The 23,115-nt window shown below is 61.6% G+C and carries 22 protein-coding genes; 11 read left to right on the top strand and 11 right to left on the bottom strand.

Going from position 1 to position 23,115, the window contains the following annotated elements; genetic code table 11:
• Positions 1-369: 369 nt before the first annotated feature.
• Positions 370-1,503 carry a metallophosphoesterase gene (locus AKL25_RS11630; protein WP_050477836.1) on the bottom strand — a complete coding sequence of 378 codons (1,134 nt, stop codon included), beginning with the start codon at positions 1,501-1,503 and terminating at the stop codon, positions 370-372.
• A 266-nt stretch (positions 1,504-1,769) separates the two neighbouring features.
• Here AKL25_RS11630 and AKL25_RS11635 point away from each other — a divergent pair, with 266 nt between their 5' ends.
• Positions 1,770-2,741 carry an SDR family oxidoreductase gene (locus tag AKL25_RS11635; RefSeq protein ID WP_167541876.1) on the top strand — a complete coding sequence of 324 codons (972 nt, stop codon included), beginning with the start codon at positions 1,770-1,772 and terminating at the stop codon, positions 2,739-2,741.
• Here the strand turns inward: AKL25_RS11635 and AKL25_RS11640 are convergent.
• The 4 genes from AKL25_RS11640 to AKL25_RS11655 are packed head-to-tail and all read right to left on the bottom strand — an operon-like array spanning position 2,729 to position 5,767.
• Positions 2,729-3,565, bottom strand: coding sequence for an amidohydrolase family protein (locus tag AKL25_RS11640; RefSeq protein ID WP_050477838.1), 837 nt, complete (start codon positions 3,563-3,565; stop codon positions 2,729-2,731). The two genes, AKL25_RS11635 and AKL25_RS11640, sit on opposite strands and share 13 nt — an antisense overlap.
• 29 nt (positions 3,566-3,594) lie before the next feature.
• Positions 3,595-4,587: a hydroxyacid dehydrogenase gene (locus AKL25_RS11645; RefSeq protein ID WP_050477839.1), complete on the bottom strand. Its 993-nt coding sequence runs from the start codon at positions 4,585-4,587 to the stop codon at positions 3,595-3,597.
• Between the two features lie 36 nt (positions 4,588-4,623).
• Positions 4,624-5,250, bottom strand: coding sequence for an OmpA family protein (locus AKL25_RS11650; protein ID WP_157050601.1), 627 nt, complete (start codon positions 5,248-5,250; stop codon positions 4,624-4,626).
• Positions 5,243-5,767, bottom strand: a complete 525-nt coding sequence (locus AKL25_RS11655) for a FecR family protein (RefSeq protein ID WP_050477841.1) — start codon at positions 5,765-5,767, stop codon at positions 5,243-5,245. The genes AKL25_RS11650 and AKL25_RS11655 overlap by 8 nt, the downstream gene beginning before the upstream one ends.
• A gap of 341 nt (positions 5,768-6,108) precedes the next feature.
• Here AKL25_RS11655 and AKL25_RS11660 point away from each other — a divergent pair, with 341 nt between their 5' ends.
• A complete protein-coding gene (locus AKL25_RS11660; protein WP_050477842.1) occupies positions 6,109-6,633 on the top strand; it encodes a hypothetical protein in 525 nt (174 codons plus the stop codon).
• Positions 6,634-6,716: 83 nt separating this feature from the next.
• Here AKL25_RS11660 and ppk2 read toward each other — a convergent pair whose 3' ends face one another.
• Positions 6,717-7,625: a polyphosphate kinase 2 gene (ppk2, locus tag AKL25_RS11665; RefSeq protein ID WP_050477843.1), complete on the bottom strand. Its 909-nt coding sequence runs from the start codon at positions 7,623-7,625 to the stop codon at positions 6,717-6,719.
• 141 nt (positions 7,626-7,766) lie between these two features.
• Positions 7,767-7,964, bottom strand: coding sequence for an oxidoreductase-like domain-containing protein (locus AKL25_RS11670; protein WP_050477844.1), 198 nt, complete (start codon positions 7,962-7,964; stop codon positions 7,767-7,769).
• A 324-nt stretch (positions 7,965-8,288) separates the two neighbouring features.
• Between AKL25_RS11670 and AKL25_RS11675 the strand changes: the two genes are divergently transcribed.
• A complete protein-coding gene (locus AKL25_RS11675) occupies positions 8,289-9,821 on the top strand; it encodes a sensor domain-containing diguanylate cyclase (protein WP_240475718.1) in 1,533 nt (510 codons plus the stop codon).
• 8 nt (positions 9,822-9,829) lie between these two features.
• Positions 9,830-10,060: a DUF3820 family protein gene (locus AKL25_RS11680; protein WP_050477845.1), complete on the top strand. Its 231-nt coding sequence runs from the start codon at positions 9,830-9,832 to the stop codon at positions 10,058-10,060.
• 21 nt (positions 10,061-10,081) lie between these two features.
• On the opposite strand, the gene AKL25_RS11685 is transcribed toward AKL25_RS11680, so the two are convergent.
• Both AKL25_RS11685 and map read right to left on the bottom strand, forming a co-directional pair.
• Complete coding sequence (locus AKL25_RS11685; RefSeq protein ID WP_050477846.1) at positions 10,082-11,164, bottom strand: calcium:cation antiporter; 1,083 nt, start codon at positions 11,162-11,164, stop codon at positions 10,082-10,084.
• Positions 11,165-11,363: 199 nt separating this feature from the next.
• Entirely contained in the window at positions 11,364-12,176 is an 813-nt protein-coding gene (map, locus tag AKL25_RS11690; protein ID WP_205627241.1) for a type I methionyl aminopeptidase, read from the bottom strand.
• 322 nt (positions 12,177-12,498) lie between these two features.
• On the opposite strand from map, the gene AKL25_RS11695 reads away from it, so the two are divergent.
• The 3 genes from AKL25_RS11695 to AKL25_RS11705 all read left to right on the top strand — a co-directional run bounded on the left by AKL25_RS11695 (position 12,499) and on the right by AKL25_RS11705 (position 15,797).
• Complete coding sequence (locus AKL25_RS11695; protein WP_050477848.1) at positions 12,499-14,247, top strand: methyl-accepting chemotaxis protein; 1,749 nt, start codon at positions 12,499-12,501, stop codon at positions 14,245-14,247.
• Positions 14,248-14,301: 54 nt separating this feature from the next.
• Positions 14,302-15,258 carry a chemotaxis protein gene (locus AKL25_RS11700; protein WP_050477849.1) on the top strand — a complete coding sequence of 319 codons (957 nt, stop codon included), beginning with the start codon at positions 14,302-14,304 and terminating at the stop codon, positions 15,256-15,258.
• Between the two features lie 191 nt (positions 15,259-15,449).
• Complete coding sequence (locus tag AKL25_RS11705; protein ID WP_157050603.1) at positions 15,450-15,797, top strand: hypothetical protein; 348 nt, start codon at positions 15,450-15,452, stop codon at positions 15,795-15,797.
• Positions 15,798-15,807: 10 nt separating this feature from the next.
• On the opposite strand, the gene AKL25_RS11710 is transcribed toward AKL25_RS11705, so the two are convergent.
• A complete protein-coding gene (locus tag AKL25_RS11710; RefSeq protein WP_050477851.1) occupies positions 15,808-17,331 on the bottom strand; it encodes a GGDEF domain-containing protein in 1,524 nt (507 codons plus the stop codon).
• A gap of 261 nt (positions 17,332-17,592) precedes the next feature.
• Here AKL25_RS11710 and AKL25_RS11715 point away from each other — a divergent pair, with 261 nt between their 5' ends.
• From AKL25_RS11715 to AKL25_RS11725, 3 genes are all read left to right on the top strand, one after another.
• A complete protein-coding gene (locus AKL25_RS11715; protein ID WP_050477852.1) occupies positions 17,593-18,720 on the top strand; it encodes an NAD(P)/FAD-dependent oxidoreductase in 1,128 nt (375 codons plus the stop codon).
• A 153-nt stretch (positions 18,721-18,873) separates the two neighbouring features.
• Entirely contained in the window at positions 18,874-19,449 is a 576-nt protein-coding gene (locus tag AKL25_RS11720) for a TetR/AcrR family transcriptional regulator (RefSeq protein ID WP_050477853.1), read from the top strand.
• 130 nt (positions 19,450-19,579) lie between these two features.
• On the top strand, positions 19,580-20,815 hold the full coding sequence (locus tag AKL25_RS11725) for an MFS transporter (protein WP_050477854.1): 1,236 nt from the start codon (positions 19,580-19,582) through the stop codon (positions 20,813-20,815).
• Positions 20,816-20,875: 60 nt separating this feature from the next.
• Here AKL25_RS11725 and AKL25_RS11730 read toward each other — a convergent pair whose 3' ends face one another.
• A complete protein-coding gene (locus AKL25_RS11730; RefSeq protein ID WP_050477855.1) occupies positions 20,876-22,042 on the bottom strand; it encodes a mandelate racemase/muconate lactonizing enzyme family protein in 1,167 nt (388 codons plus the stop codon).
• Between the two features lie 109 nt (positions 22,043-22,151).
• On the opposite strand from AKL25_RS11730, the gene AKL25_RS11735 reads away from it, so the two are divergent.
• A complete protein-coding gene (locus AKL25_RS11735) occupies positions 22,152-23,072 on the top strand; it encodes a LysR family transcriptional regulator (protein ID WP_050477856.1) in 921 nt (306 codons plus the stop codon).
• The last annotated feature ends 43 nt before the right edge of the window (positions 23,073-23,115 follow it).

The following is a 23,115-nucleotide window of genomic DNA, read 5'->3' on the forward strand; positions in this document are numbered from 1 at the left end:
GCTGGGACGACGGATCAATCGGTGACGACAGAAGAGAAGCGCGATGCCGAAGGCGAGCCCCCGGCAAAGCGAAGCGAGCCGGTTCGGCCGTTCCGCTTATGAGCTGCCGTTGGTGCCAAGCACAAATCGGAAAAAGAAGGGAAAAATGTCTGAGCGAAGCGAGTTGTTTTCCCTTCCCGATTTGTGCTTGGCACCAACGGGAACCCCGAAGGGGCTGCGAATCGCGGCCGCCTTCTTTTGCTTACTTTTCTTGGCGGAGCAAGAAAAGTGAGCGGCTGCCGGGCCGCCCCCGGCAACCCCGGTAGTCCGAAGAAAGAAAAGAATCAGCCGCCCAAACCGGGCAAGTCGGGACAAGCAAACTATCAGCCATCAGGCGCTGACCAACCTCAACCTCGTAATCTCCGAAGGCGCCAACAACCTCTTAGGCGGCCCCCAATACCCCGTCCCCCGGCTGGTATACACCCACAAATCCTTCAAGCGATTCAAGCCCGCCACATAAGGCTGCTGCAAAGGCACAAAGAAATTCCACGGAAAAAACTGCCCGCCGTGCGTATGCCCCGACAACTGCAAATTGAACCCCGCATCCGAAGCCGCCGCCGCCGATCTCGGCTGATGCGCCAATAACACACGCACGCTGCTGACCGGCGCATTGCGAATCGCCGCATGCGGATCGCTGCGATGGTTCTCATCGAAATGATGCGCCGTGAAATCCGTCACGCCCGCCAGCACCAGCGGTGCGCCATGATGCTGCAGCACCACGTGCTCGTTCATCAGCACGGTCAGGCCGAGACGCCGCACCTCTTCGATCCAGGCGTGCGCATTGGAGTAATACTCATGATTGCCGGTGACGAAGTAAGCGCCGTGACGCGCCCGCAACTGCTCCAGCGGCGCCGTGTGTTCGGACAACTGCTGCACGCTGCCGTCGACCAGATCGCCGGTGACGGCGATCATGTCGGCCTTCAATGAATTGACCTTGTCGACGATGGCGCGCAGGTAACTGCGCTTGATGGTGGGACCGACATGGATGTCGCTGATCTGCACGATGGTGAAACCTTCCAGCGCCGGCGACAGGCCTTTGATCGGCACGTCGACGTCGACCACGGCAGCCAGACGGCGCGCGTTGACATAGCCGACCGCCGTCAGCAGCAGCGCGCAGCCGATGACGGCCCAGGCGGTGCTTTCAACCAACTCCGGCGTGCGTGCGCCGAACCACGGCAACACCAGCAAGCCGATTTCACGCACGATGGTCAGCAGCAACAAGGACGAGAACAAGCCCATGACCAGCATGCCGACCCAGGCCAGGCGGTCCGACAAGGGTTGTTGCTTGATTCCGCGCGACAACAGCCCGGCCGGGATCAGCAGATAGGACAGCACCAGCAGCAACGCGCCGGTGGCCTGCCAGGCAGCGTCGATACCGAGCGCCGGCAGGATGCGCCAGCCTATCCATGCATGCAAGGCCCCCAGCACGGAAAGCACGAAAACAATGGTGAAACGTGACGGCATGGGACCTCGCAAAGGGTGATAAAGATGGTGTTGCCGTGCATGTTGGTATGCATGCACGCATTTCAATGGCTGCTTTGCAATCGGGTGCAAAGGCGCTGCCGATTGCCCTGCGATGATGTATTTCCGACAGCAGAACAAGCAAATCGCCTGCCAGCGTAACAGGCGCATGCCCCTGAAAGTACATGCAGAAAAATATATTTGTGCACCACAATATTCCGCTTTCTCAAACGTCTGCATCTGCATGTCTGCCAAACCAGGGAGAAGCCATGCACTACTTTCATACCGCACCCGCTGCACCTACTCTAGCTTTCCGCCGTGTCGTCATCGCCGGGGCCAACGGCCCCACCGCCCGTCTGTTGATGCTCTTGCTGCGCGACGCCGATGTACACGTCACCGCGCTGGTGCGGCATCCCGTGCGACTGGTGGCCGATGAAGTTGTCGCCGACTGGCTGCACAGCGAACGCAGCTTTGAAGTGATCGCCGAAGCCGATGCCGTGATTCTGCTGACCGGCGTCTTCGCCGCCGACAACTGGGATGCCTACCGGAGCGGCATGGTCGATACCGCCGAACGCATCGCCGCAGCGGTGGGCCGGCGCGACACACGCGTCATCTATTTTTCGCACCTGGGCGCCGACGCTGCCGAAAGCAACTGGTATCTGAAAGCCAAGGGCCTGGCCGAGCAGGCACTGAAACGTCTGAGCAATGCCGTGATCTTTCGCCACGGACCGGTGGTGCGCGGCAGCCCGCAACCCTTGCCGTTTGAGCTGTCGCTGCAACAGCGTGCTCCCGGTGCGTCGGTAACCTTGTACGGCAGCGGCGAGCAACGCAGCCGTCCGATCAATCTGGGCGACATCGCCACCATCGCGGAAGCTGCCGCACTCGGCGCGGGCAGCGCAGGCACCTATGAATTGGGCGGCCCCGACGAGCATACGCTGGCGGAACTGGTGCAGTTGGTCAATGGCAGACAGGTGCCGGTGCAGACGATCGCGGTTGCGCAGGCAGGTGCCGGCGCGGAATTGCCTGCCACAGTGATCGATCTGATCGCCAGAACGCAAGTACCGCGCGACGTCGAAGCGACAGCCGCTCATTTCGGCGTGCAGCTCACGCCTTTGTCGCTGGCGTGGCCGCTGGACGATCTGTATGAGGTCGAGGAAATAGAAGAACGGGAAGAGCTGGGAACCATGAACATGCCGAAAGGCGAAAAGATCGCCTTGTCGCACTACGCTCAGAATCCGTAAAGCGCGGAGGGGTTGTCGACCAGGATGCGTTGGCGTACTTCTGCCGACGGCGCCCACGACGGCAACAGGTCGAGCAGGTCGCGATTGGACGGCTGCGGATTGCGGCCCGGATGCGGCCAGTTGCTGGCCCACAGGCAGCGTTCGGGATACGCGTTGACGAAGGTCTTGGCCAGTGCGCCGACGTCGTCATAAGACGGCGCACCGGTTTGCGACGTCTCGTACGGCGCCGACAGTTTGACCCAGCAACGTCCGCTGTCGAGCAGGCGCAGCAGGCTTTGCATGCCGGGATGATCGGGCTTGACCGGCGTGAGGAATTTGCCGTTGTGGTCGACCACGACGCGGCACGGCAAGGACTTCAACAGCGTTTCGTATTGCGCGAAATCGCGACCGTCGATCTGCAGGTTGATGTTCCAGTTCAGCGACGCGATCTTCGCGGCGACGGTCTCCAGCATGTCCCAGCGCATCACGCCGCCGCCGTTGGCGATCATCATGAAGCGCACGCCGCGTACGCCGGCGGCATCCATCTGCACCAGCTCGCTCTCGGCGATATCAGGGGCAATCGCGACGATGCCGCGCGCATTGCCCTGGGCCTGCGCCAGCGCATCGAGCGTGCAGCGATTGTCGAAACCGTAACCGGTCGGCTGCACCACCACGGCGCGCGTCAGGCCCAAGGCTTGCTGCTCGCGGCGATAGTCGGACCACAAGGCCTGCGGCGGTTTGGACAATGCCGTCGGCGCCAAGTCGAAGCGCGTGTAATCGTAGATGTGGATGTGGCAATCGCAAGCGCCGGCGGGCATGTCGTCTGCCTGAGTTGTTGCGGTCATGAAATGTCTCCGTTGATTTTTTATATTTTTTACGCAGAAAACCGCGCCAGCCGCGTTGCCTGCGCCGCATTCACCGCGCCTTGCGGCATGCGCCCGGCGACGATGGCGGCGACCTGGTTGACGGTGTCCATGGCCTGATGCTCGGCTGCCTGCGGCGTCAGTCCGCCGATGTGCGGCGTGGCGATCACGCGCGGGTGGCGCGCCAGCAGCGGCGACGGCATCTGATCCGGCGCCATGCCGACGTCGACCGCGCAGGCCGCGATCACGCCCTGCTCCAGCGCCTGCAGCAAGGCGGCTTCGTCGACCAGTTCGCCGCGCGAAGCATTGATGAAATAAGCGGAAGCCTGCATCTTTGCAAAGGCGGCGGCGTTGAACATGTGCGCGGTCTCGGCGTTGGCCGGCGCCAGGCAGACGACGTAATCGGATTGCGCCAGCAAGGCGTCGAAGCCGACAGCGACGTGTGCAGGATCCTCGATGCGGGCATAGGGATCGGCCACCAGCACCTTCATGCCGAGCGCTTGCGCGATGCGGCACAGATACTGGCCGATGGTGCCGTAACCGGCCACGCCCAGCGTCGCGCCGCGCAACTCGCGTCCCATCCTGACTTCAGGCACGAGGCCGCTGCGGTAGGCCATGACGGCGTCGCTGATGTTGCGGCTGAGGTCGAACATCGCGCCCAGCACCCATTCCGCCACCGAGGCGGCAAAGCCCGGCGTGGCGTGCGTCACGAGCACGCCGTTGCGGCCGGCGGCAGCAACGTCGACGGTGCGGATGTCGACTGCGCCGCGGCAATACGCGACCAGCTGCGGCAAGTTGTCGAACAGTTCTGCCGTTGCGGCGGGAATGCGCGGTGCGACGATGATGTCGCAACCGGCGGCTTCACGCGCCAGGTCGGCGGGCGTCAGCGGAATTTCCGTCTGGTTGAGCCGCACCTCGCCCAGTGCCTGCAGGCGCGCCAGGGCGCGTTCGCCATAGTAGTTGACGCGCGTTTGCGGCGAATACGCCAGATAGATGGTGGCCATGTCTCTGTATGTGATGAAACCTGTGGTGAAGCTTTTTTAGCGCAGCTTGATTTCCACGTAGCGGTTGGCCGGCTCCGGCACGCCCTTCTTCGCCGGTACGCGCGGCTCGCGCGATCCCTTGCCGATCACTTCGATGCTGATCAGGTTGACTTTAGCACGGATCAATTCGCGCTCGACCAGCCGCGCGCGGCGCACCGACAGCGTGTCGTTGAAGGCGTCGTTGCCGATATTGTCGGCATGGCCGATGACGATGAACTCGCCGGCAGGAAATTGCTTGAACTCGTCAATCGCCTGATCGAGGAATTTGCGCGACGCCGGCGTGAGGCGATCGCGTCCCAGCTCGAACAGCAGGACATAGGTGCGCGGCCGCAAGGGCAGGTTGTCCATCACCGGCGCATAGCGCGCCTGCACCTGCGCTTCGTTCAGGGTCAGCGTCTTGCCGGCCTTGCCGCCGTCGGTTTCCACCGAGGCATACGGCGTGGTCAGCGGCGTCTCGCCGCCCGCGGTCTTGACCACGATGCTGCTGGAAGAGCCGTCCGGCTGCGGCAGCAGGACGAAACGCTCCTTCGGCCCGGCGCAAGCGGTGAGCAGGACCAATCCTGCGAGGCCAACCCATGCTCCGAATGATTTGCCCGGGCGTGCGCCGCCGCTGTGCTTATTCACTGGCCACATCCACGATGAAATCGGTGCCGCGTATGCCGATGGTAGCGGTCGGCGTCATGACTTGCTGGCGCTCCGGCGCGTGCTTGCCGATCAGGCCGGTGACGTAGCGCAAGGTGCCTTTGACGACGCGCACGGCGACATTGCCTTCGCCGGAGCTTTCATTGAAATTGTATTGTTCGAGCACGAAGGTGCTTTTGGGGCCGAGCGACACCAGCGTGTCGTCGCGCAGGGTGATGCCGACTGCGGCGCCGTCGGCGGTGACCACGCGATCGCCGGAAAACAGACGGTCGCCGACATGCAGCAAGACTTGCGGTGAAACAGTTTGCGGCGAAGCTGCCTGTTGGGCCGCGGCTTGCGCAGCTGCGCCCTGGCGCTGCACCTGCACGTCGCCGCGCACCACCTTGACGATGCCGGCCTGAACGTAGTCCTGCACTTCGGCATGCGCAACGGGGCCGAAGCAACACAACGCGACGGCCAATCCCCACGACCGATGAAACGAAACGCTTCCCTGACCCATGATGCCTGCCTTTTTATTGTTGCCATCGGGTTGAACAACGTGTGATGTATGACGCCAGGCGGCGCTCCCCCGCTACCTTTGCTGCCGGACATTATAGCCCCAATATTTCCGAAAAACATGATTGTCTTTCGTCAATATCCGCCATGGGCAAGGCTTTGCGGCGTCCCGGAAATAAATTCCATATAAAACCGGGGCAAATTTTCCGGCCGCCCTGTCAATCTCCGCCCGAGAAGAGGATAATGGAGGGTCAAACTGATTTATCAGGCTGGCCGCCACGGATTGCTGATTTCCTCCTCCGATCCCCTCGCGCGCGGTCGCCATCATTACTGGAAGTACATATTTTGACTACGACAAGAAGCAAACGCTGGAACGGCAACATCGAATCCCTGAAGGCCGACTACCTGACCGGTGTCATCACCCAGATGGATACTTACGGCGAACGCGTGCAATTCGCGCTGGTAACTTCGGGCAACGGCCCGCGCTACCAGCTCACCAACAGCGCCGGCAAGAAGATGGCTTTCGACGGCAACCATCACCTGCACCACCCGGAAGACGCCGAATTCGCACCAGGCAACGCCACCGGCGTATTCACGCTGGAGCAGGTCAAGCTGGCCAAGGTCGGCGGCCTCAAGCCGGCGCGTACGCTGAGCACCGGCACCGTCAAGCGCGCCAGCACCACGCGCGCGCCTAGCGCCGCCACCCGCGCCAAGGATCTGGTCGACAGCGAGAAGTACGAATACTTCAAAGCCAATCGCGGCACCCTGCCGGACACCATCGGCGAGCATTCCAACGAAATCACCGCCATGATGCGTGCCGGCATGTCGGCGGAACAGGCATTCGGCGAAGTGCTGAAAAAGTATTTCTGAGCGATCCTGCGATCCTCTGCACAATGAAAAACGGGAGCCGAGGCTCCCGTTTTTCATTACTACGCCTGCACTGACCTAAGCAATCAATACACTTCCGGCACCACGATTTCGCTCGATACTTCGCGGCGGAAATAGTCGTCGTGACGCACACGCTCCGGCAGCGAGATCGGCGAATGTTCGACTTCGCCATACGGCATCTGGCCCAGCAGGTGATGGATACAGTTCAGACGGGCTTTTTTCTTGTCCACGGCCTGCACCACCCACCATGGGGCTTCGGGGATGTGGGTGCGTTCCAGCATGATTTCCTTGGCCTTGGTGTAGTCCTCCCAGCGGCGGCGCGACTCCAGGTCCATCGGGCTCAGCTTCCATTGTTTCAACGGATCGTGGATGCGGCTCAGGAAGCGCATGTGCTGCTCTTCGTCGGTGATCGAGAACCAGTATTTGATCAGCTGGATGCCGGAGCGCGCCAGCATGCGCTCGAACTCCGGCGCGGAGCGGAAGAATTCTTCGTACTGGTCATCCGTGCAAAAACCCATGACGCGCTCGACGCCGGCGCGGTTATACCAGCTGCGGTCGAACAGCACGATTTCGCCTGCCGCCGGCAGGTGCGAGACGTAGCGCTGGAAATACCATTGGGTGCGTTCGCGGTCGTTCGGCGCCGGCAAGGCGGCCACGCGGCACACGCGCGGGTTGAGGCGCTGGGTGATGCGCTTGATGACGCCGCCCTTGCCTGCCGCATCGCGGCCTTCAAACAGGATCACGACCTTGTGGCCGGTGGCGACTACCCAGTCCTGCAGCTTGACCAGCTCGGCCTGCAAACGAAACAGTTCGCGGAAGTACAAGCGGCGGTCGGCCTTGTCCTGCTCGCTCTGCGCGTCCACGCCTGCTGCCAGTTGGTCGATCGTACGGTCTTCGATTTCCAGTTCCAGCTCTTCGTCATAGCTGTCCGCCAGTTCGCGGTGGATGCGGCGTACCAGTTCTTCGTCGTTCATTTTTTCTCCATCTGGGCCTGAACCGGTCTGGAAAGACCGGCGCCCGGTTTGTCGGTCAGGGTACCGTCGGAACATACACGAAGAATGTGACCCTCAAATGACAGGAGATCTCATCGGGCAGGCATGCAGCCTTGCGCAAGGCTATCCGGCGCGCTTTGTGGGCTTTGCCATACTCGCCTCCCGGCGCGCCTGCCATTCCTGCAAGGCGACGCGGTAGCGCTCCAGCGCATCCTGATAAATATCGAAAATGCAGGGATCGCAGCCGCTCTGGCAGCAATCTTCGAGCTGAGGCTCTATCGGCGGCGTCGGCGGCGGGTCGTGGTCGATCGGTGCGGGCATGGCAACACAAGAAAAAAGCGGAACAGGCTTCGATTATAGAGGCGCAGAACGATATTTCCATGACTCAACAGATTGCTGCCGAAACCGCGACAACAAAGAAACGATGCGCGGTTGTCGCAACCTCGCCATCGCAATACGGATAATTTTCCCAAAGAGAACAAACTACCGCGAATTTGATACATATTTCTAGTAGCATGGAAGTCGCAGATGCCTGCCATTCCCATCGTGCGTGAGGAGACGGCGCACACCGGCGAGCCGATAAAAAATATGATGCCTGTTATGACCGTAATACGACGACTGAAAAACCTGAACTCCGCAAACGTGGTGGAATCATCCCCCATCGTTTTCAGGGCCAAGATTTTCTTCTTCCTGGTTTGCCTGTCGTTGCTGTCGATCGACGGTTGGCAAGCATGGAAAACGCGCACCGAGCAGTTGCGCGACACCGAAGCCACCATGGTCAACATGGCGCGCGCGCTGGCCCAGCACGGCGACGATACGCTCAAGGCGGCCGACCTGATCCTCAGCGGCGTACTCGAACTGATGGCGGCGGAAGGGCTTACCGAGAAAATGAAACCGCGCCTGCACGCATTGTTGAAGGCGCGCGTCACCGAGTTGCCGCAACTGGCGGGCCTGTTCGTCCTCAATGCCGACGGCTATGCGGTGGTGGATTCCAACGAAGTCCTGTTCAGCAACAACGTCAATGATCGCAATTACTTCCAATATCATCGCGACCATGCAGACCTCGGCCCGTACGTCGGTCCCCTGGTCAAGAACCCGGCGGGCGCCTGGCGCCTGACGGTATCGCGCCGCGTCAACAACCCCGACGGCAGTTTCGGCGGCGTGGTGCTGGCGGCAATCGACATCGACTACTTCCGCAATTTCTACAGCACCTTCAACATCGGCGAAAGCGGGCTGATCATCCTCGGCCTCAACAACGGCACGCTGCTGGTGCGGCGGCCCTTCTTCGACAAATACGTCGGCTCCGACCTGCGCAAGGTTCCGATTTTCCGCGACTACGTCACCAAGAACCACGACGGCACGCACACCGCGCCCTCCACCGTGGACGGCAAGGACAAGATCAACGCCTACCGGCACTTCAACCAGTTCCCGATGTTCGTCGCCATCGCCTTGTCCAAGGACGAAGTGCTGGACGGCTGGGTCGACGACACCCTGCGCCATACGGCGGCGATCCTGATCCTCATCCTGATCCTGGCGGTGCTGGGCAACTGGCTGCTGAAACAGATCAAGCTGCGCCTGGAAACCGAAGCGCAGCTCGTCATCGCGCGCGACAATCTCGATCAGTTGAACAAGCACCTGCAGAATATCGCGCTGGAAGACGGTTTGACGGGGCTGGCGAACCGGCGCCATTTCGACATCGCGCTGAGCGAAGAATTTTCCCGCGCATTGCGTAACCGGGAAACGCTGGGCCTGCTCATGATCGACGTCGACTGGTTCAAGCAGTACAACGATATCTACGGCCACCGCGCCGGCGATGCCTGTTTGTGCCGCATCGCCGAAATGATCAAGGCAGTGCCGCAACGCACCGGCGACATGGCGGCACGCTACGGCGGCGAAGAAATGGTCGTGCTGCTGCCGCAAACGACGCCGGAGTCGGCCGCCATCCTTGCCGAACGCCTGCGCGCCGACATCGCCGCGCTCGACATCCCGCATGCCGCCAGCCCGCTGACCGTCGTCACCATCAGCGTCGGCGTGGCCGTCGTTCGCCCGAGCCTGCAATCGGACGCGCCGGAACAACTGGTGGAAGAAGCCGACCGCGCGCTCTACATTGCCAAGGCCAAAGGCCGCAATTGCGTCGCGCGCAATGACGAAATCAAGACCGACACCACTCTTTCCTGAACTGCGCCATGAATCAAGAACACCTGCTGAAACTGGTCAGCATGGAAATGCCCTATGGCAAATACCAAGGCCGGCTGCTGGCCGACCTGCCGGGACATTATCTGGGATGGTTCGCGCGGGAAGGATTCCCGCGCGGAGAATTGGGCAGCCTGCTGGCGCTGATGTACGAGCTTGATCACAATGCCTTGCGTCAGTTGCTGGATCCGCTGCGCAAGGATCAGCAAAACCTGAGACGCTGAAGCGCCTCAGGTGCATGTTTATCAGGGCACGATGGTGGTGAACAGATACACCGCAAAAATCACCAGATGCACCATCCCCTGCATCACCGTCGTGCGACCGGTGCTGAGTGAGAAGCCGGCCACGATGAACGAGAGCAGCAGCAGCACGGTCGATTTGATATCGAGCCCGAGCGACAAGGTCCAGCCGGTCGCCAGCGACACCACCGCCACCGCAGGAATCGTCAGACCGATGCTGGCCAATGCCGAGCCGATCGCCAGGTTGAGACTGGTCTGCAAACGATTGGCGCGGGCCGCGCGCACCGCCGCCAGCCCTTCCGGCAGCAGCACGATGGCGGCGATCACGATACCGACCACCGATTTCGGCGCACCGAGGCCGTCGAGCGCCGTTTCCAGCGTCGGCGCCAGCGCCTTGGCCAGCAATACCACCGCGCCCAGGCAAGCCAGCAACAGCACGGCGCTGATGATGGCGACCTGGTTGGAAGGCGGCTCCGCATGCGCCTCTTCGTTGGCAGCAGCGTTCTCCGGCAAAAAATAGTCGCGATGGCGCACGGTCTGCACCAGCACGAAAGTGCCGTACAACACCAGCGAGATCACGGCGATGAAAGCCAGCTGGCTGGGGCTGTAGACAGGCCCGATCTCGCTCAGCGTGTAATTCGGCAGGACCAGCGTGAGCACCGCGATCGCAGCCAGCGTCGCCAGCGACGCGCTGACGCCGTGCTGTCCGAACGATTGCTCGCGGTGATGGCTTGCGCCCACCAGCAGGCAAATGCCGACGATGCCGTTGAGGATGATCATGATGGCCGCGAACACCGTGTCGCGCGCCAATCCCGTGGTGGCTTCGCCGCCGGCCAGCATCAACGACACGATCAGCGCCACTTCAATCAGCGTCACCGCCAGCGCCAGCACCAGCGTGCCGAACGGCTCGCCGACTTTGTGCGCCACCACCTCGGCGTGATACACCGCCGCCAGCACGGAAGCCATCAGGCCGATCACCAGCAGGATCGCGAACCAGCCGCCGGGCTGCAAGCCGTTGACGGCATACACCAGCCAGCCGATGACAGGAGAAGCAATGGACCAGAGCGGCAGCGACGGGGAAATTTTCATGGGCGATGATCTATCGTTGTCAGAACGGTGGAAAAGAAGAGCGAGCGCCGCGCAGAGGTCGTACATGAAATGTACGGAATACCTTGCGGCAAGAAATGATAACCGATGCACGCGCCACATCCGGCAAGGAATGCAAACACGGTTGCCTGAGAAACTCAGCCGGCGGATCTACGGTTAACGAATGAAACGGGTTATCGACTTATTTTTTTGTCGGCCACGCCGTCAGGATCTCGGCGCCATCGGCAGTCACGGCAATCATGTGCTCCCACTGCGCTGAAAGCGAGCCGTCGCGCGTGACGACGGTCCAGCCGTCGGCCAGTTGCTGCACGCCGCGCGCGCCCATGTTGATCATCGGCTCGATGGTAAACGTCATGCCCTCGCGCAGCAGCAGGCCGGAATTGCGCGTGCCGTAATGCAGCACCTGCGGTTCTTCGTGATAGACCTTGCCGATGCCGTGGCCGCAATACTCGCGCACCACCGAATAGCCGGCGCCTTCGGCCAGCGTCTGGATCGCATGGCCGACGTCGCCCAGCCGCGCGCCGGGGCGCACCACGGCAATGCCCGCCAGCATGGAGTCCAGCGTCACCTGTACCAGGCGCTGCGCTTCCGGCGACGGCGTGCCGGCAAAGTACATGCGGCTGGTGTCGCCGTGCCAGCCATCCTTGATGACGGTGACGTCGATGTTGATGATGTCGCCGTCCTTCAACACCACCTTGGTGCTGGGAATGCCGTGGCAGACCACGCTGTTGACCGAGGTGCACAAGGTCTTGGGAAAGCCGTGATAGCCGACATTGGCCGGCGTCGCCTTCTGCACCTTGCGGATGTAATCGTGGCAGCGGCGGTCCAGTTCTTCGGTCGTCACGCCCGGCACCACATATTCGCCGATCATCTCCAGCACCTCTGCGGCCAGCCCGCCGGCGACACGCATCATGGCGATCTGTTTTTCAGTTTTGATGGAGACTGCCACGACGATCCTTGGTTTGGGTGAAGCCGCTATTATCCCCGATCGCATCACTCCGCGCAGCCTTGCGCATCGTTGCCCGAAGGCAAACCGCAATGCCTTTCCCCGCATCCCGAAAATAGTTGCTTTTCCGCTATCAGGAAAACACTGATACCGAAGAGTATGTCGCGCCCATAAACTGGCATTACATCGGGCATAGCGGAATCAACACCAGCTCGTCGCCTGAGCCGCCTTCTTCATCACACCGGCTCCGGCGCCCGGCAGGATCCCTGCCTGATGGCCAGACATGTTCATCCGTTGCCGACAGGCGCCGGAATGCTTTCAGCCAATGCCTCAATGTCGTCAGCCGTCCCTCGTCCGCCAGGAGAAAAATATGAAGTGGTTCTACGATCTCAAGATTTCAAAAAAACTGATCTCCGTCTTTTGCGTCGTCATCCTGCTGGAAGCTGCGCTGGGAGCGTTCGCCATCCGCGAACTGGGTCGCGTGAATCAAGCGTCCACGGACATTGCGACCAACTGGTTGCCGACCATTCGCACCCTGTCGCAGATGAAGCTGTCGCTGTCGCGTATCCGCAGTTTTGAACTGCAGCACATCCTTGCGTCCACGCCGCAGGAATTCGAAGAAATCGAAAAGAACGCCGACAAGCAGATCGCCAACCTGAAAAAGCAGCAGGACGATTACCTGAAGCAAATCAGCGAGCCGGAAGAACGCGCCATCTATCCCGACGTCGAAAAGGGGATCGTCGTGTTCCTGGCCGAGCACAAGAAGATCCTCGACGTCTCGCGCACCAACAAGAACGAGGATGCGCGCACCTTGCTCAAAGGAGAATCGACCAAGGTCTACCGCAGCCTGCTGGATCAGGTGGAGAAACTGGTGGAAGTCAATGAGAAAGGTTCGGAAACATCGAGCGCCGACGCCGATGCAACGTATGCCAGCGCCAAGCTGTGGATCATCGCGATGCTGGCGATCTGCATGGTTGCCGCCATGACGCTCGCCGTCTGGATTTCGCGCGTCATTTCCAAACCGCTCGGCGCGGCAGTCGAAGTAGCGCAACGTGTCGCCGGCGGCGACCTGACGGCGGACATCCAGCCGGCCGGCAAGGATGAAACCGGCCAGTTGCTCGAAGCGCTCAAAGGCATGAACGACAGCCTGCTGAAGATCGTCGGCGAAGTGCGCACCGGCACCGACACCATCGCCACGGCCTCCAACGAAATCGCCAGCGGCAACATGGATCTGTCTTCGCGTACCGAACAGCAAGCCGGTTCGCTGGAAGAAACCGCCTCGGCCATGGAAGAGCTGACCTCCACCGTCAAGCAAAACGCCGACAACGCGCGCCAGGCCAACCAGCTCGCCGTCACCGCGTCGGAAGTCGCCAGCGCAGGCGGCGAAGTGGTCGGCAAGGTGGTCGACACCATGGGTTCGATCAATGAATCCTCGCGCAAGATCGTCGACATCATCAGCGTAATCGACGGTATTGCCTTCCAGACCAATATCCTCGCGCTCAATGCTGCGGTGGAAGCCGCCCGCGCCGGCGAACAGGGCCGCGGCTTTGCTGTGGTCGCTTCGGAAGTGCGCAGCCTGGCGCAACGTTCGGCCGCCGCCGCCAAGGAAATCAAGGTCCTGATCGACGACTCGGTGGCCCAGGTCGATGCCGGCAGCAAATTGGTCGAACAGGCCGGCACCACCATGGATGAAGTGGTCAACAGCGTCAAGCGCGTGACCGACATCGTCAGCGAAATCACCGCCGCCAGCCACGAGCAAAGCCAGGGCATCGAGCAGATCAATCTTGCGATCACGCAAATGGACGAAGTGACGCAGCAGAACGCGGCACTGGTAGAACAAGCCGCAGCCGCAGCCCAATCCATGCAGGAACAGGCCGGACGCTTGTCGGAAGTGGTCGGCGTGTTCAAGCTCGACGACCGCAGCGCCGTCAGCAAGCCGGTCGGCAAACCCGTTGCTGCAGCCATGCCGAAACGCACCGTCGACATCACGCCGCCGGTACGCGCCGTTGCCGCCAAACCCGCTGCGCCGGCCATGCGCGTCATCAAGGGCGGCGCGCAGCCTGCGCTCAAATCATCGGCCGTGCCTAAAGACGATCCCGGTTCCTGGGAGCAATTCTGAAACAGGCGTTGCCCCCAAGGCGCGCAACAAGCAAACCAACAATGAGGCCACCCCATGGATGCATTTCAAAAAGAAATTGATGAACGGACCAACCTGACCAGCAGCAACAAATTCGAACTGCTGCTGTTCCGTCTGGGCAGCGCAACCGGCGACGGTCCCGGCGAGCTGTTCGGCATCAACGTGTTCAAGATCCGCGAGATCGTGCCGATGATGCCGATCACCACGGCGGCCGGCACCAAGTCGCCGATGCTGGGCATGGTCAATATCCGCGGCCAGGTGATTTCGGTGATCGACTTGCCGGCGGTGACCGGCTGCACGCCCAAGACCGGGCTGAACATTTTGCTGATCACCGAATATGCACGCAACACGCAAGCCTTCGCCGTGGAATCGGTGGAAGAGATCGTGCGCCTCGACTGGAGCCAGGTGCTGTCGGCGGAGTCCAGCGCCGGCGGCGACATGGTGACCAGCATTGCGCGCCTGGACTCCGCCACCGACGGCGGCCGGCTGGTGCAGGTGCTCGACGTGGAGCAGATCCTGGACATGACCTCGCCGGTCAGGCACTCGCTCGACCGCGACCACAGCAACGAACTCAAGGATCTGATCAAGCCCGGCGCCATCGTGCTGGCGGCCGACGACTCCAAGGTGGCGCGCGCCCTGATTGAAAACGGCCTGTCGACGCTGGGCGTGCCCTATGTGATGACCAAGAGCGGCAAGGAAGCCTGGGAAAAATTGCAGTCGCTGGCCGCCGAGGCGCAACGCGAAGGCAAGCAGATCGGCGACAAGATCGCGCTCATGCTGACCGACCTGGAAATGCCGGAGATGGATGGTTTCACACTCACGCGCAACATCAAGAGCGACCAGCGCTACAAGAGCATCCCGGTGGTCATCCATTCGTCGCTGTCGGGTTCCGCCAACGAAGATCACGTCAAGAGCGTCGGCGCCAACGGCTATGTCGCCAAGTTCGCCATTGAAGAACTTGCGGCGACGCTGAAGAAGACTTTGCTGCACTGATGCCGGTTTGCGGGGTGGGATGCCGCTTGTGCGCCGGCTGCATGACGTGCATTCCACACCACCAATAAGGAATTCCCCGATACCGTACGCTCGCTCTTTTTTTTATCATTTAAACATCAGCTCAGCCCTGCCGAAGCCCACGCTGATATCTCTCCCGGGCCCCGGCGCACCACTTAGCGAGTAGCCTACACATGAAATTCCTAGCCGATCTATTGCAACAAGACATGTTCGTCGCCGTGGTGTCCTACCTCAGCATCGGACTGGTCTTCCTGGTCTTTTTCTACTATCGGGAGCGAAAGTGGGAAAGCGATCTGGCGCAATATCAGATCACTGAAATGGCGAAGATCGTCAAGGACGTGCAAGGAAAGAACAATATTTATCCCTTCAATCGCGCCATGGACGGCAGGTCGTTCCCTGCGATGCCGGCCAGCGATGAAATGCAGGTGATCGAAGGCGAAACCATCGAACCCGCCGCCGAGCCTGTCGTCGCCGAAAAATCGGCCGACAAATCGACCGGGAAAGCAGCCGGTCGCAACTGAACCCCGCAAGTCAGACTTCAACCCGATCACGACCGCCGGCCTTGGCGCGATACAGCGCCTGGTCTGCGGCCCCCACCAAACCCGCGGTTGTCGCACCGCGCCTGGCCTGATTGAATGAGCCGATGCCGAGACTGATCGTGACGATGCCGTCGGGATTGGAAGCATGCGGAATCGCTTGCCGGCGTACTTCCTGCCGGATGTATTCCGCCACAACCAAGGCGCCCGCCTCGTCGCAGTTGGGCAGGATCATGGCAAACTCTTCGCCGCCGTAACGCGCCGCCAGATCGCCGGGACGGCGCTCGCCGCTCAGGATGGACTGGCCGACCTTGCGCAGGCACTCGTCGCCGGACAAATGACCGTACATGTCGTTGTAGAGCTTGAAGTGATCGACATCGATCATGATGAGCGACAGGCTTTCGCCCTTTCTCATCGCGCGGCTCAGTTCACGCGCCAGTGCGCCGTCGAAATGGCGGCGATTGGCAAGTCCGGTCAGGCCGTCCTGCATGGCCAGCCGCTCCAGCGTGTGGTTGAGCTCCTCCACCTGCGCCCTGGCTTCATTGGCCTCGCCTTCGGCAATCGCGCGCTTGTCGATCTGCCGCACCATGCGCTGCCCGACGCCGACAAAACAGGTCACCAGAATCAGCACCCCGGCCATGTGCATGTAGGCATCGGCACGCCATTCCGCCAACACTTCATCCTTGGACAAGGCCACCGACACGAACATCGGATAGGTTTGCAGATGCGTGTAACCGTTGATGCGCAGCACACCGTCCTGCGACGATTTGATCAGCGCCACGCCGCTGGCGCGCTGCGAGGCGTGTTCGCGGTAGATCGACGCCGACGCCATGCTCTTGCCGATCGAGTCTTCGCGCAACGGCCGCCGGAACATCATGGTGGCGTCGTTGAGCGCAAGCAGAATCGCGCCCGACTTGCCGACATTGAAACTTTCATAAAAACGCTGGAAATAATCCATGTCGACTGTGGCCAGCACCACGCCGCCAAAACTGCCGTCGGCATTATCGATGCGCCGCGTGACGGTGGCGATCCACTTGCCGCTGGAACGGCTCTTGATCGGTGCGCCGATGTGCACGCCCGGGCCGGCGTGATCGCGGTGGTAGATGAAATAGTCGCGATCGGCATTGTTGAGGCTGGTATCGATCACCGGCTGCGAATTGACGATCCAGCGCCCGGTCTGGTCATAGACAAAAATGCCGCCCAGTTGCGGCAACTCTTTCACTTGCAGCATCAACAGGCGATGCAGGCGCTCCAGCGCTGCCGGCCCGGTGCCGTCATGACGGATGCGTTCGAGCAGGCCGATCAGCACGGTGTCGGCTTCCTTGAACGTATCGTCGGCGTGCTGCGCCAGCGCCCGCGCCATATTGGTCACGGCAACGCCGGCATCGCGCTCCTCCACGGCACGCGCCTGCCAGGTGCGCCAGGCGTCCAGTCCGATCAGCGAAATGCAGGCCAGCAGCACAAAGGCCGCCGCCAGGATTGCCGTGGAAGAGCGCTTGTATCCGGCATATTGGGCCATAGGTCTCCGTCTTTATTGTTCGTGCGATGAATGAACATAAATGAAGGTCATCGGGTTGCGGCAGGGCTCTTGATAAGAGTTGTGATGGCGCCTCTGCCTGCGGCTGACTGGCCGCGCAACCGGTATGTTTTTCATTTATAACATTCTTGCCGGCGGACGCCTAGTCCAGCCGATGAAAGCATCGCTCCGGAGCGCGGCAGGCACGCTAAAATGGCGGCTTGCCTGATTGGAGTCCTTCTTGTTCATCCCATTTCTCACATCATGACCGATCGCATCGATTGCGTCGTCATCGGCGCCGGCGTCGTCGGCCTGGCTATCGCGCGCACGTTTGCACTGGCCGGGCGCGAAGTCGTCATCGTCGAAGCCGACAACGGCATCGGCAACGGCATCAGCTCGCGCAACAGCGAGGTCATCCACGCCGGGATCTACTACCGGCCCGGCTCGCTCAAGGCCAGGCTGTGCGTCGAAGGCCGCGCGCTGTTGTATCGCTATTGCGAAGAACGCCACGTCGCCCATCAGCGCTGCGGCAAGCTGCTGGTCGCCACCAGCGCGGAGCAGGCCGGGCGCATGCAGGCCATCGCAGCGCACGCGGCGCAGAACGGCGTGCACGACCTGCGCGCCATCGATGCCGCCCATGCAAAGGAACTGGAACCGGCGCTGGCATGCGTCGGCGCCCTGCTTTCGCCTTCCACCGGGATCGTCGACAGCCACGGACTGATGCAGCAACTGCTGGCCGACGCCGAGGCGCACGGCGCCATGCTGGCGCTGCAAAGCCGGGTGGTCGCAGCGCGCCGCAGCGGCGACGGCATCACGCTGGATGTGGTCACGACCGACGGCGATCAGATGCAGTTGTCGGCCGGCCTGGTGATCAATGCCGCCGGCCTGGCAGCCCCGCGGCTGGCGCGCTGTTTCGAGGGACTGGCGCCGGAGCATATTCCGGCCGCCTGGTTCGCCAAGGGCAATTATTTTTCATTGAGCGGCAAGACGCCGTTTTCACGCCTGATTTATCCATTGCCTGAAGACGGCGGGCTCGGCGTCCACCTGACGCTGGATCTGGCCGGCCAGGCGCGCTTCGGCCCCGATGTGGAATGGCTGGACGTCAAGGACGACCGCGAACTGGACTACGCCGTCGACCTGCGCCGCTCGGAGCGTTTTTACGCAGCCATCCGCCACTACTGGCCGGGCTTGCCGGATGCCGCCCTGCAGGCCAGCTATGCCGGCGTGCGCCCCAAGCTCACCGGCACCGCCAGGGAAGAGGATTTCCTCATCAGCGGACCGGACCGGCACGGCTATGCCGGGCTGATCAATCTGTTCGGGATCGAGTCGCCGGGGCTGACGTCTTCGCTGGCGATTGCGCAGTACGTGCTTGAACAAAGCGAACAGGCCTGACGCCGGGACCGACTTGCCCAACGTTTCCACCAAGACAACGCGCGGTCTGACTACGCCCGGCCAGACTCTATGAACGGCCGGCAACATCGCGTTTTTCCAACACCGGAACAAGCGCCGCTTGATTTTTAAGACGACTGGTCATATTATTCGGCCATGGCTAAGCTAAACACCCGTGACCAGATCTTCGACGCCGCTCTGAAATTATTGTCAGAGCGCGGCTACAACGCCTGCAGCGTGCAGGACATCACGACCGAAGCGGGCGTGCCCAAGGGGTCGTTTTACAACCACTTCGAGAGCAAGGAAGCGCTCGGTGCGGAGATCGTTGCGTATTACGCCAGCCGCAGCAAGATGCGCGAAATCCTGGTGGACGACAGCGTGCCGGCGCTGGAGCGTTTGCACCGTTATTTCACGGCGCTCAACGACAGGCTGGTCGATCGCGGCTTTCAGCACGGCTGCATGATCGGCAACATGAGTGCCGAAATGTCGGAGCAAAGCGCGCTGATCCGCGAAGAACTGGTGAAAATTTACTCGAACTGGTCGGGCAAGCTGGCTTATGCCATCGCCGCCGGCCAGAAAGACGGTTCGATTCCGACGCAGCTGAGCCCCGAGGCGCTGGCCGGTTTTCTGCTCAATGCCTGGGAAGGCGCGGCCTTGCGCACCCGTGTGGAACGCAACAAGAACGCCTTCGATCAGTTCATGGATTTGGCCTTCAACAAGATGCTGAAGTAAGACAAAGAATTTGCAGTAAAGCCGCCTGGATGAGAACGACAAGAGGCGGCATTTTTTTCATCCGATTTAAGACGACTGGTCATTTTAAAATCCGATTGCAACTTATCAACATTTACTTTGCGAGAACGCCATGAGCACATCTTCCATTTCACCCCCTGCCCCCGCGAGCACGCAGGGTAGCAGCAACGCCCCGCTGTACTGGCTGGCGCTCGGCACCTTTGCCGTCGGCGCCGAAGGTTTCATGATTGCGGGCATTCTGCCGACCGTCGCCCGCGATCTGGGCGTCAGCGTCGCCGTGGCCGGGCAACTGGTGGTGGCCTTCACTGCCGCCTACGCCCTCAGCTCGCCGATCCTGACGGCGCTGACCGGCGCCATCAACCGCCGCGGTTTGCTGATCGGCGCGATGACCGCATTCACGCTGGCCAACCTGCTGGCCTGGCAAGCCACCGGCTACTGGTCGCTGATGACGGCGCGCATCCTGCTGGCGTTTGCCGCCGGCCTCTACGTACCCAACGCCATGGCGCTGGCCGGCGCACTGGTCGCACCGGAACGCCGCGGCAGCGCGCTGGCGCTGGTCAGCGGCGGCATCACCGTGGCAGTCGCATTGGCCGCCCCGCTGGGCACCGTGATTGCCGACAAGCTCAGCTGGCGCATGACGTTTGCCGGCGTGGCGATCCTCGCGGCGCTAGCGACCATCGGCCTGTTGCGCGGACTGCCGCGCGGCATCGGCGCCAACCTGCCGGTCGCCAGCCTGCGCGAACGCGTAATGGCGGCGCGTGACCCTGCCGTGCTGCGCGCCTTGCTGACCACGCTGCTGTGGGCCACCGGCGCTTACACCATGTACACCTATGTTGCGCTGTACCTGAATCAGGTCACCGGCATCCACGGCACCCACGTCGGTTATGTCTTGTTCGCCTGGGGCATCTCGGCCGCCATCGGCGTCATGGCCGGCGGCAAGGTCGCTGACCGCATCGGCTTCCAGCGCGTGACCGGTCCGGCGCTGATATTCCTGATCGCGGCTTTCCTGACATTGGTGGCGATTGCGTATCTGTTGCCTGTGGACTTGGCCGTGCTGCCGGTGTTCGTCTCGGTGATCGTCTGGGGCATTGCGGGATGGGCGTTTTATCCGGCGCAGCAAACCAACCTGATCCACATCGCCGGCATCAAACTCGCGCCAATCGCCTTGTCGCTGAATGCTTCGTTCATGTATCTGGGCTTTTCGCTGGGCGCCAGCGCAGGCGCGATCACGGTCGCGGACGGTTCGGTGCGCAATCTGGGACTGGTTGCAGCAGCCTTTGTAGCCGGCGCACTGCTGATGAAGCGCAGCGCCGCACGCCGCACCGCGGCGCGGGCTTCGGCGGCATAAGTCCGACGCAGGACGACAACACCGCGCTGCCGTGATTGTCCGGCAGCGCGGTTCGAGACTTTACGCCGATAGTTTCTGCATTTGCTGATACAGGTCGGCCTTGCCTTCAAACCCGATGCCCGGCAAATCGGGCATGGTGATGTAGCCGTTCTGCACCTTGACGCCATCCGGAAAACCGCCGTAAGGCTGGAACAGATCCGGATAGGATTCATTGCCGCCAAGGCCGAGACCGGCGGCGATGTTGAGCGACATCTGATGGCCGCCGTGCGGGATGCAGCGGCTGGCCGACCAGCCGTGTTGCTTGAGCATGTCGAGCGTGCGCAGGTATTCCACCAGACCGTAGCTCAATGCACAGTCGAACTGCAACCAGTCGCGATCGGCGCGCATGCCGCCGTGGCGGATCAGGTTGCGCGCATCTTGCATGGAGAACAGGTTCTCGCCGGTCGCCATCGGATTCTTGTAGTAGTTGCGCAGCGTCGCCTGCAACTCGTAATCGAGCGGATCGCCCGCCTCTTCGTACCAGAACAGATCGTATTGCGAGAGCGCTTTGGCGTATTGGATCGCGGTGTCCAGATCGAAACGACCATTGGCGTCCACGGCGAGTTTCTGGCCGTCCTGCAGCACGCTCAGGATGGAATCGATGCGGCGCAGATCTTCATCGAGCGACGCGCCGCCGATCTTCTTCTTGACCACGGTATAACCGCGATCGATGTAGCTGCGCATCTCGTCCTTGAGCTTGCCGTGATCCTGATTCGGGTAGTAGTAACCGCCCGCCGCATAGACGAACACCTTGCGGTCCGGCACGCCGTTGCCGTAACGGTCGGCCAGCAACTGGAACAGCGGCTTGCCTTCGATCTTGGCGACGGCGTCCCACACCGCCATGTCGATGGTGCCGATGGCGACCGAGCGCTCGCCGTGGCCGCCCGGCTTTTCATTGGTGAACATCGTGGCCCAGATCTTGTGCGGGTCGAGGTTGTCGCCGGCGTCGTTGACCAGCGTTGCCGGATCGGCTTCCATCAGGCGCGGGATGAAGCGCTCGCGCATCAGCTTGCCCTGGCCGTAGCGACCATTGGAGTTGAAGCCGTAGCCGACCACCGGCTTGCCGTCGCGGACGACGTCGGTGATGACGGCCACCAGGCTCAGCGTCATCTTGCTGAAATCGATATAGGCGTTGCGGATCGGCGAGCTGATCGGCATGGTTTGTTCGCGGATTTCGACGATTCTCATGAAGTTCTCCTAAGCACCGTTCGGGCGATGCATGTTGTATGGAAGCGCTAGCTTATTCGCGGAAGAGCGGCCTATACTTCACCCAAAATCAGATGATTATTAACTTTCGGTGAAAAACGACCTCGCTGCAGAACTGGAGTTTTTTGTCCTGATTGCCCGTCACGGCAATCTGTCCGCCGCTGCGCGCGCACTCGACATCACCCCGCCCGCGGCCACCAAACGCCTGTCGCAGATGGAAAGCCGGCTCGGCGTGCGGCTCGTCAACCGCACCACACGACGCATCAGCCTGACCAGCGAAGGCGAAACCTATCTCTCGCACGCGACGCGCATTCTTGCCCAATTGCGCGAAATGGAAGACGCCGTCTCCAGCAGCAGCAGCGAATTGCGCGGTCCCTTGCGCGTCAACGCCACGCTGGGCTTCGGCCGCACCACCATTGCTCCGCTGGTGTCGGAGTTCGCCAGACTGCACCCGCATGTCGAGGTGCAGGTGGAACTCACCGACCGGCCGGTCGACCTGGTTGACGGCGGTTTCGACATGGCGATCCGCTTCGGCGCCCTGCCCGACCAGCGCCTCAACGCGCGCTGCCTGATGAGCAACCGCCGTTTCCTGTGCGCCTCGCCCTTGTATCTGGCGCAATACGGCACCCCGGCCACGCTGGCGGACCTCGCCCATCACCGCTGCATCCTGCACCGCCAAAACGACGACGCCTACGGCATTTGGCGCTTCATGCACGAGCAGCACAATGAAGTCATGAAAGTACAGGGAACGCTGTCCAGCAATGACGGCGACATCGTGCTGGGCTGGGCGCTGGACGGTCACGGCATCCTGATCCGCTCGGAATGGGATCTGGCCAAATACCTGGAAAGCGGGCGCCTGAAGGTGGTGTTGCCGGAATTCAATCTGCCGTCGGCGGATTTGTTCGTCTACTACGCCGGCCGCCTCAACCAGACGGCCCGGGCGCGGGCGTTTATCGATTTTCTGGTGGAACGTTTTCGCCGGGAGAATCTCTCAGAGCAGACCACAGGTTAAGACAACGACTCAACTGTTCGCGAGCAGCAGTCTTGCCAGCGGC

Source organism: Herbaspirillum rhizosphaerae, assembly GCF_001189965.1.
Classification (GTDB): Bacteria; Pseudomonadota; Gammaproteobacteria; order Burkholderiales; family Burkholderiaceae_D; genus Herbaspirillum; species Herbaspirillum rhizosphaerae.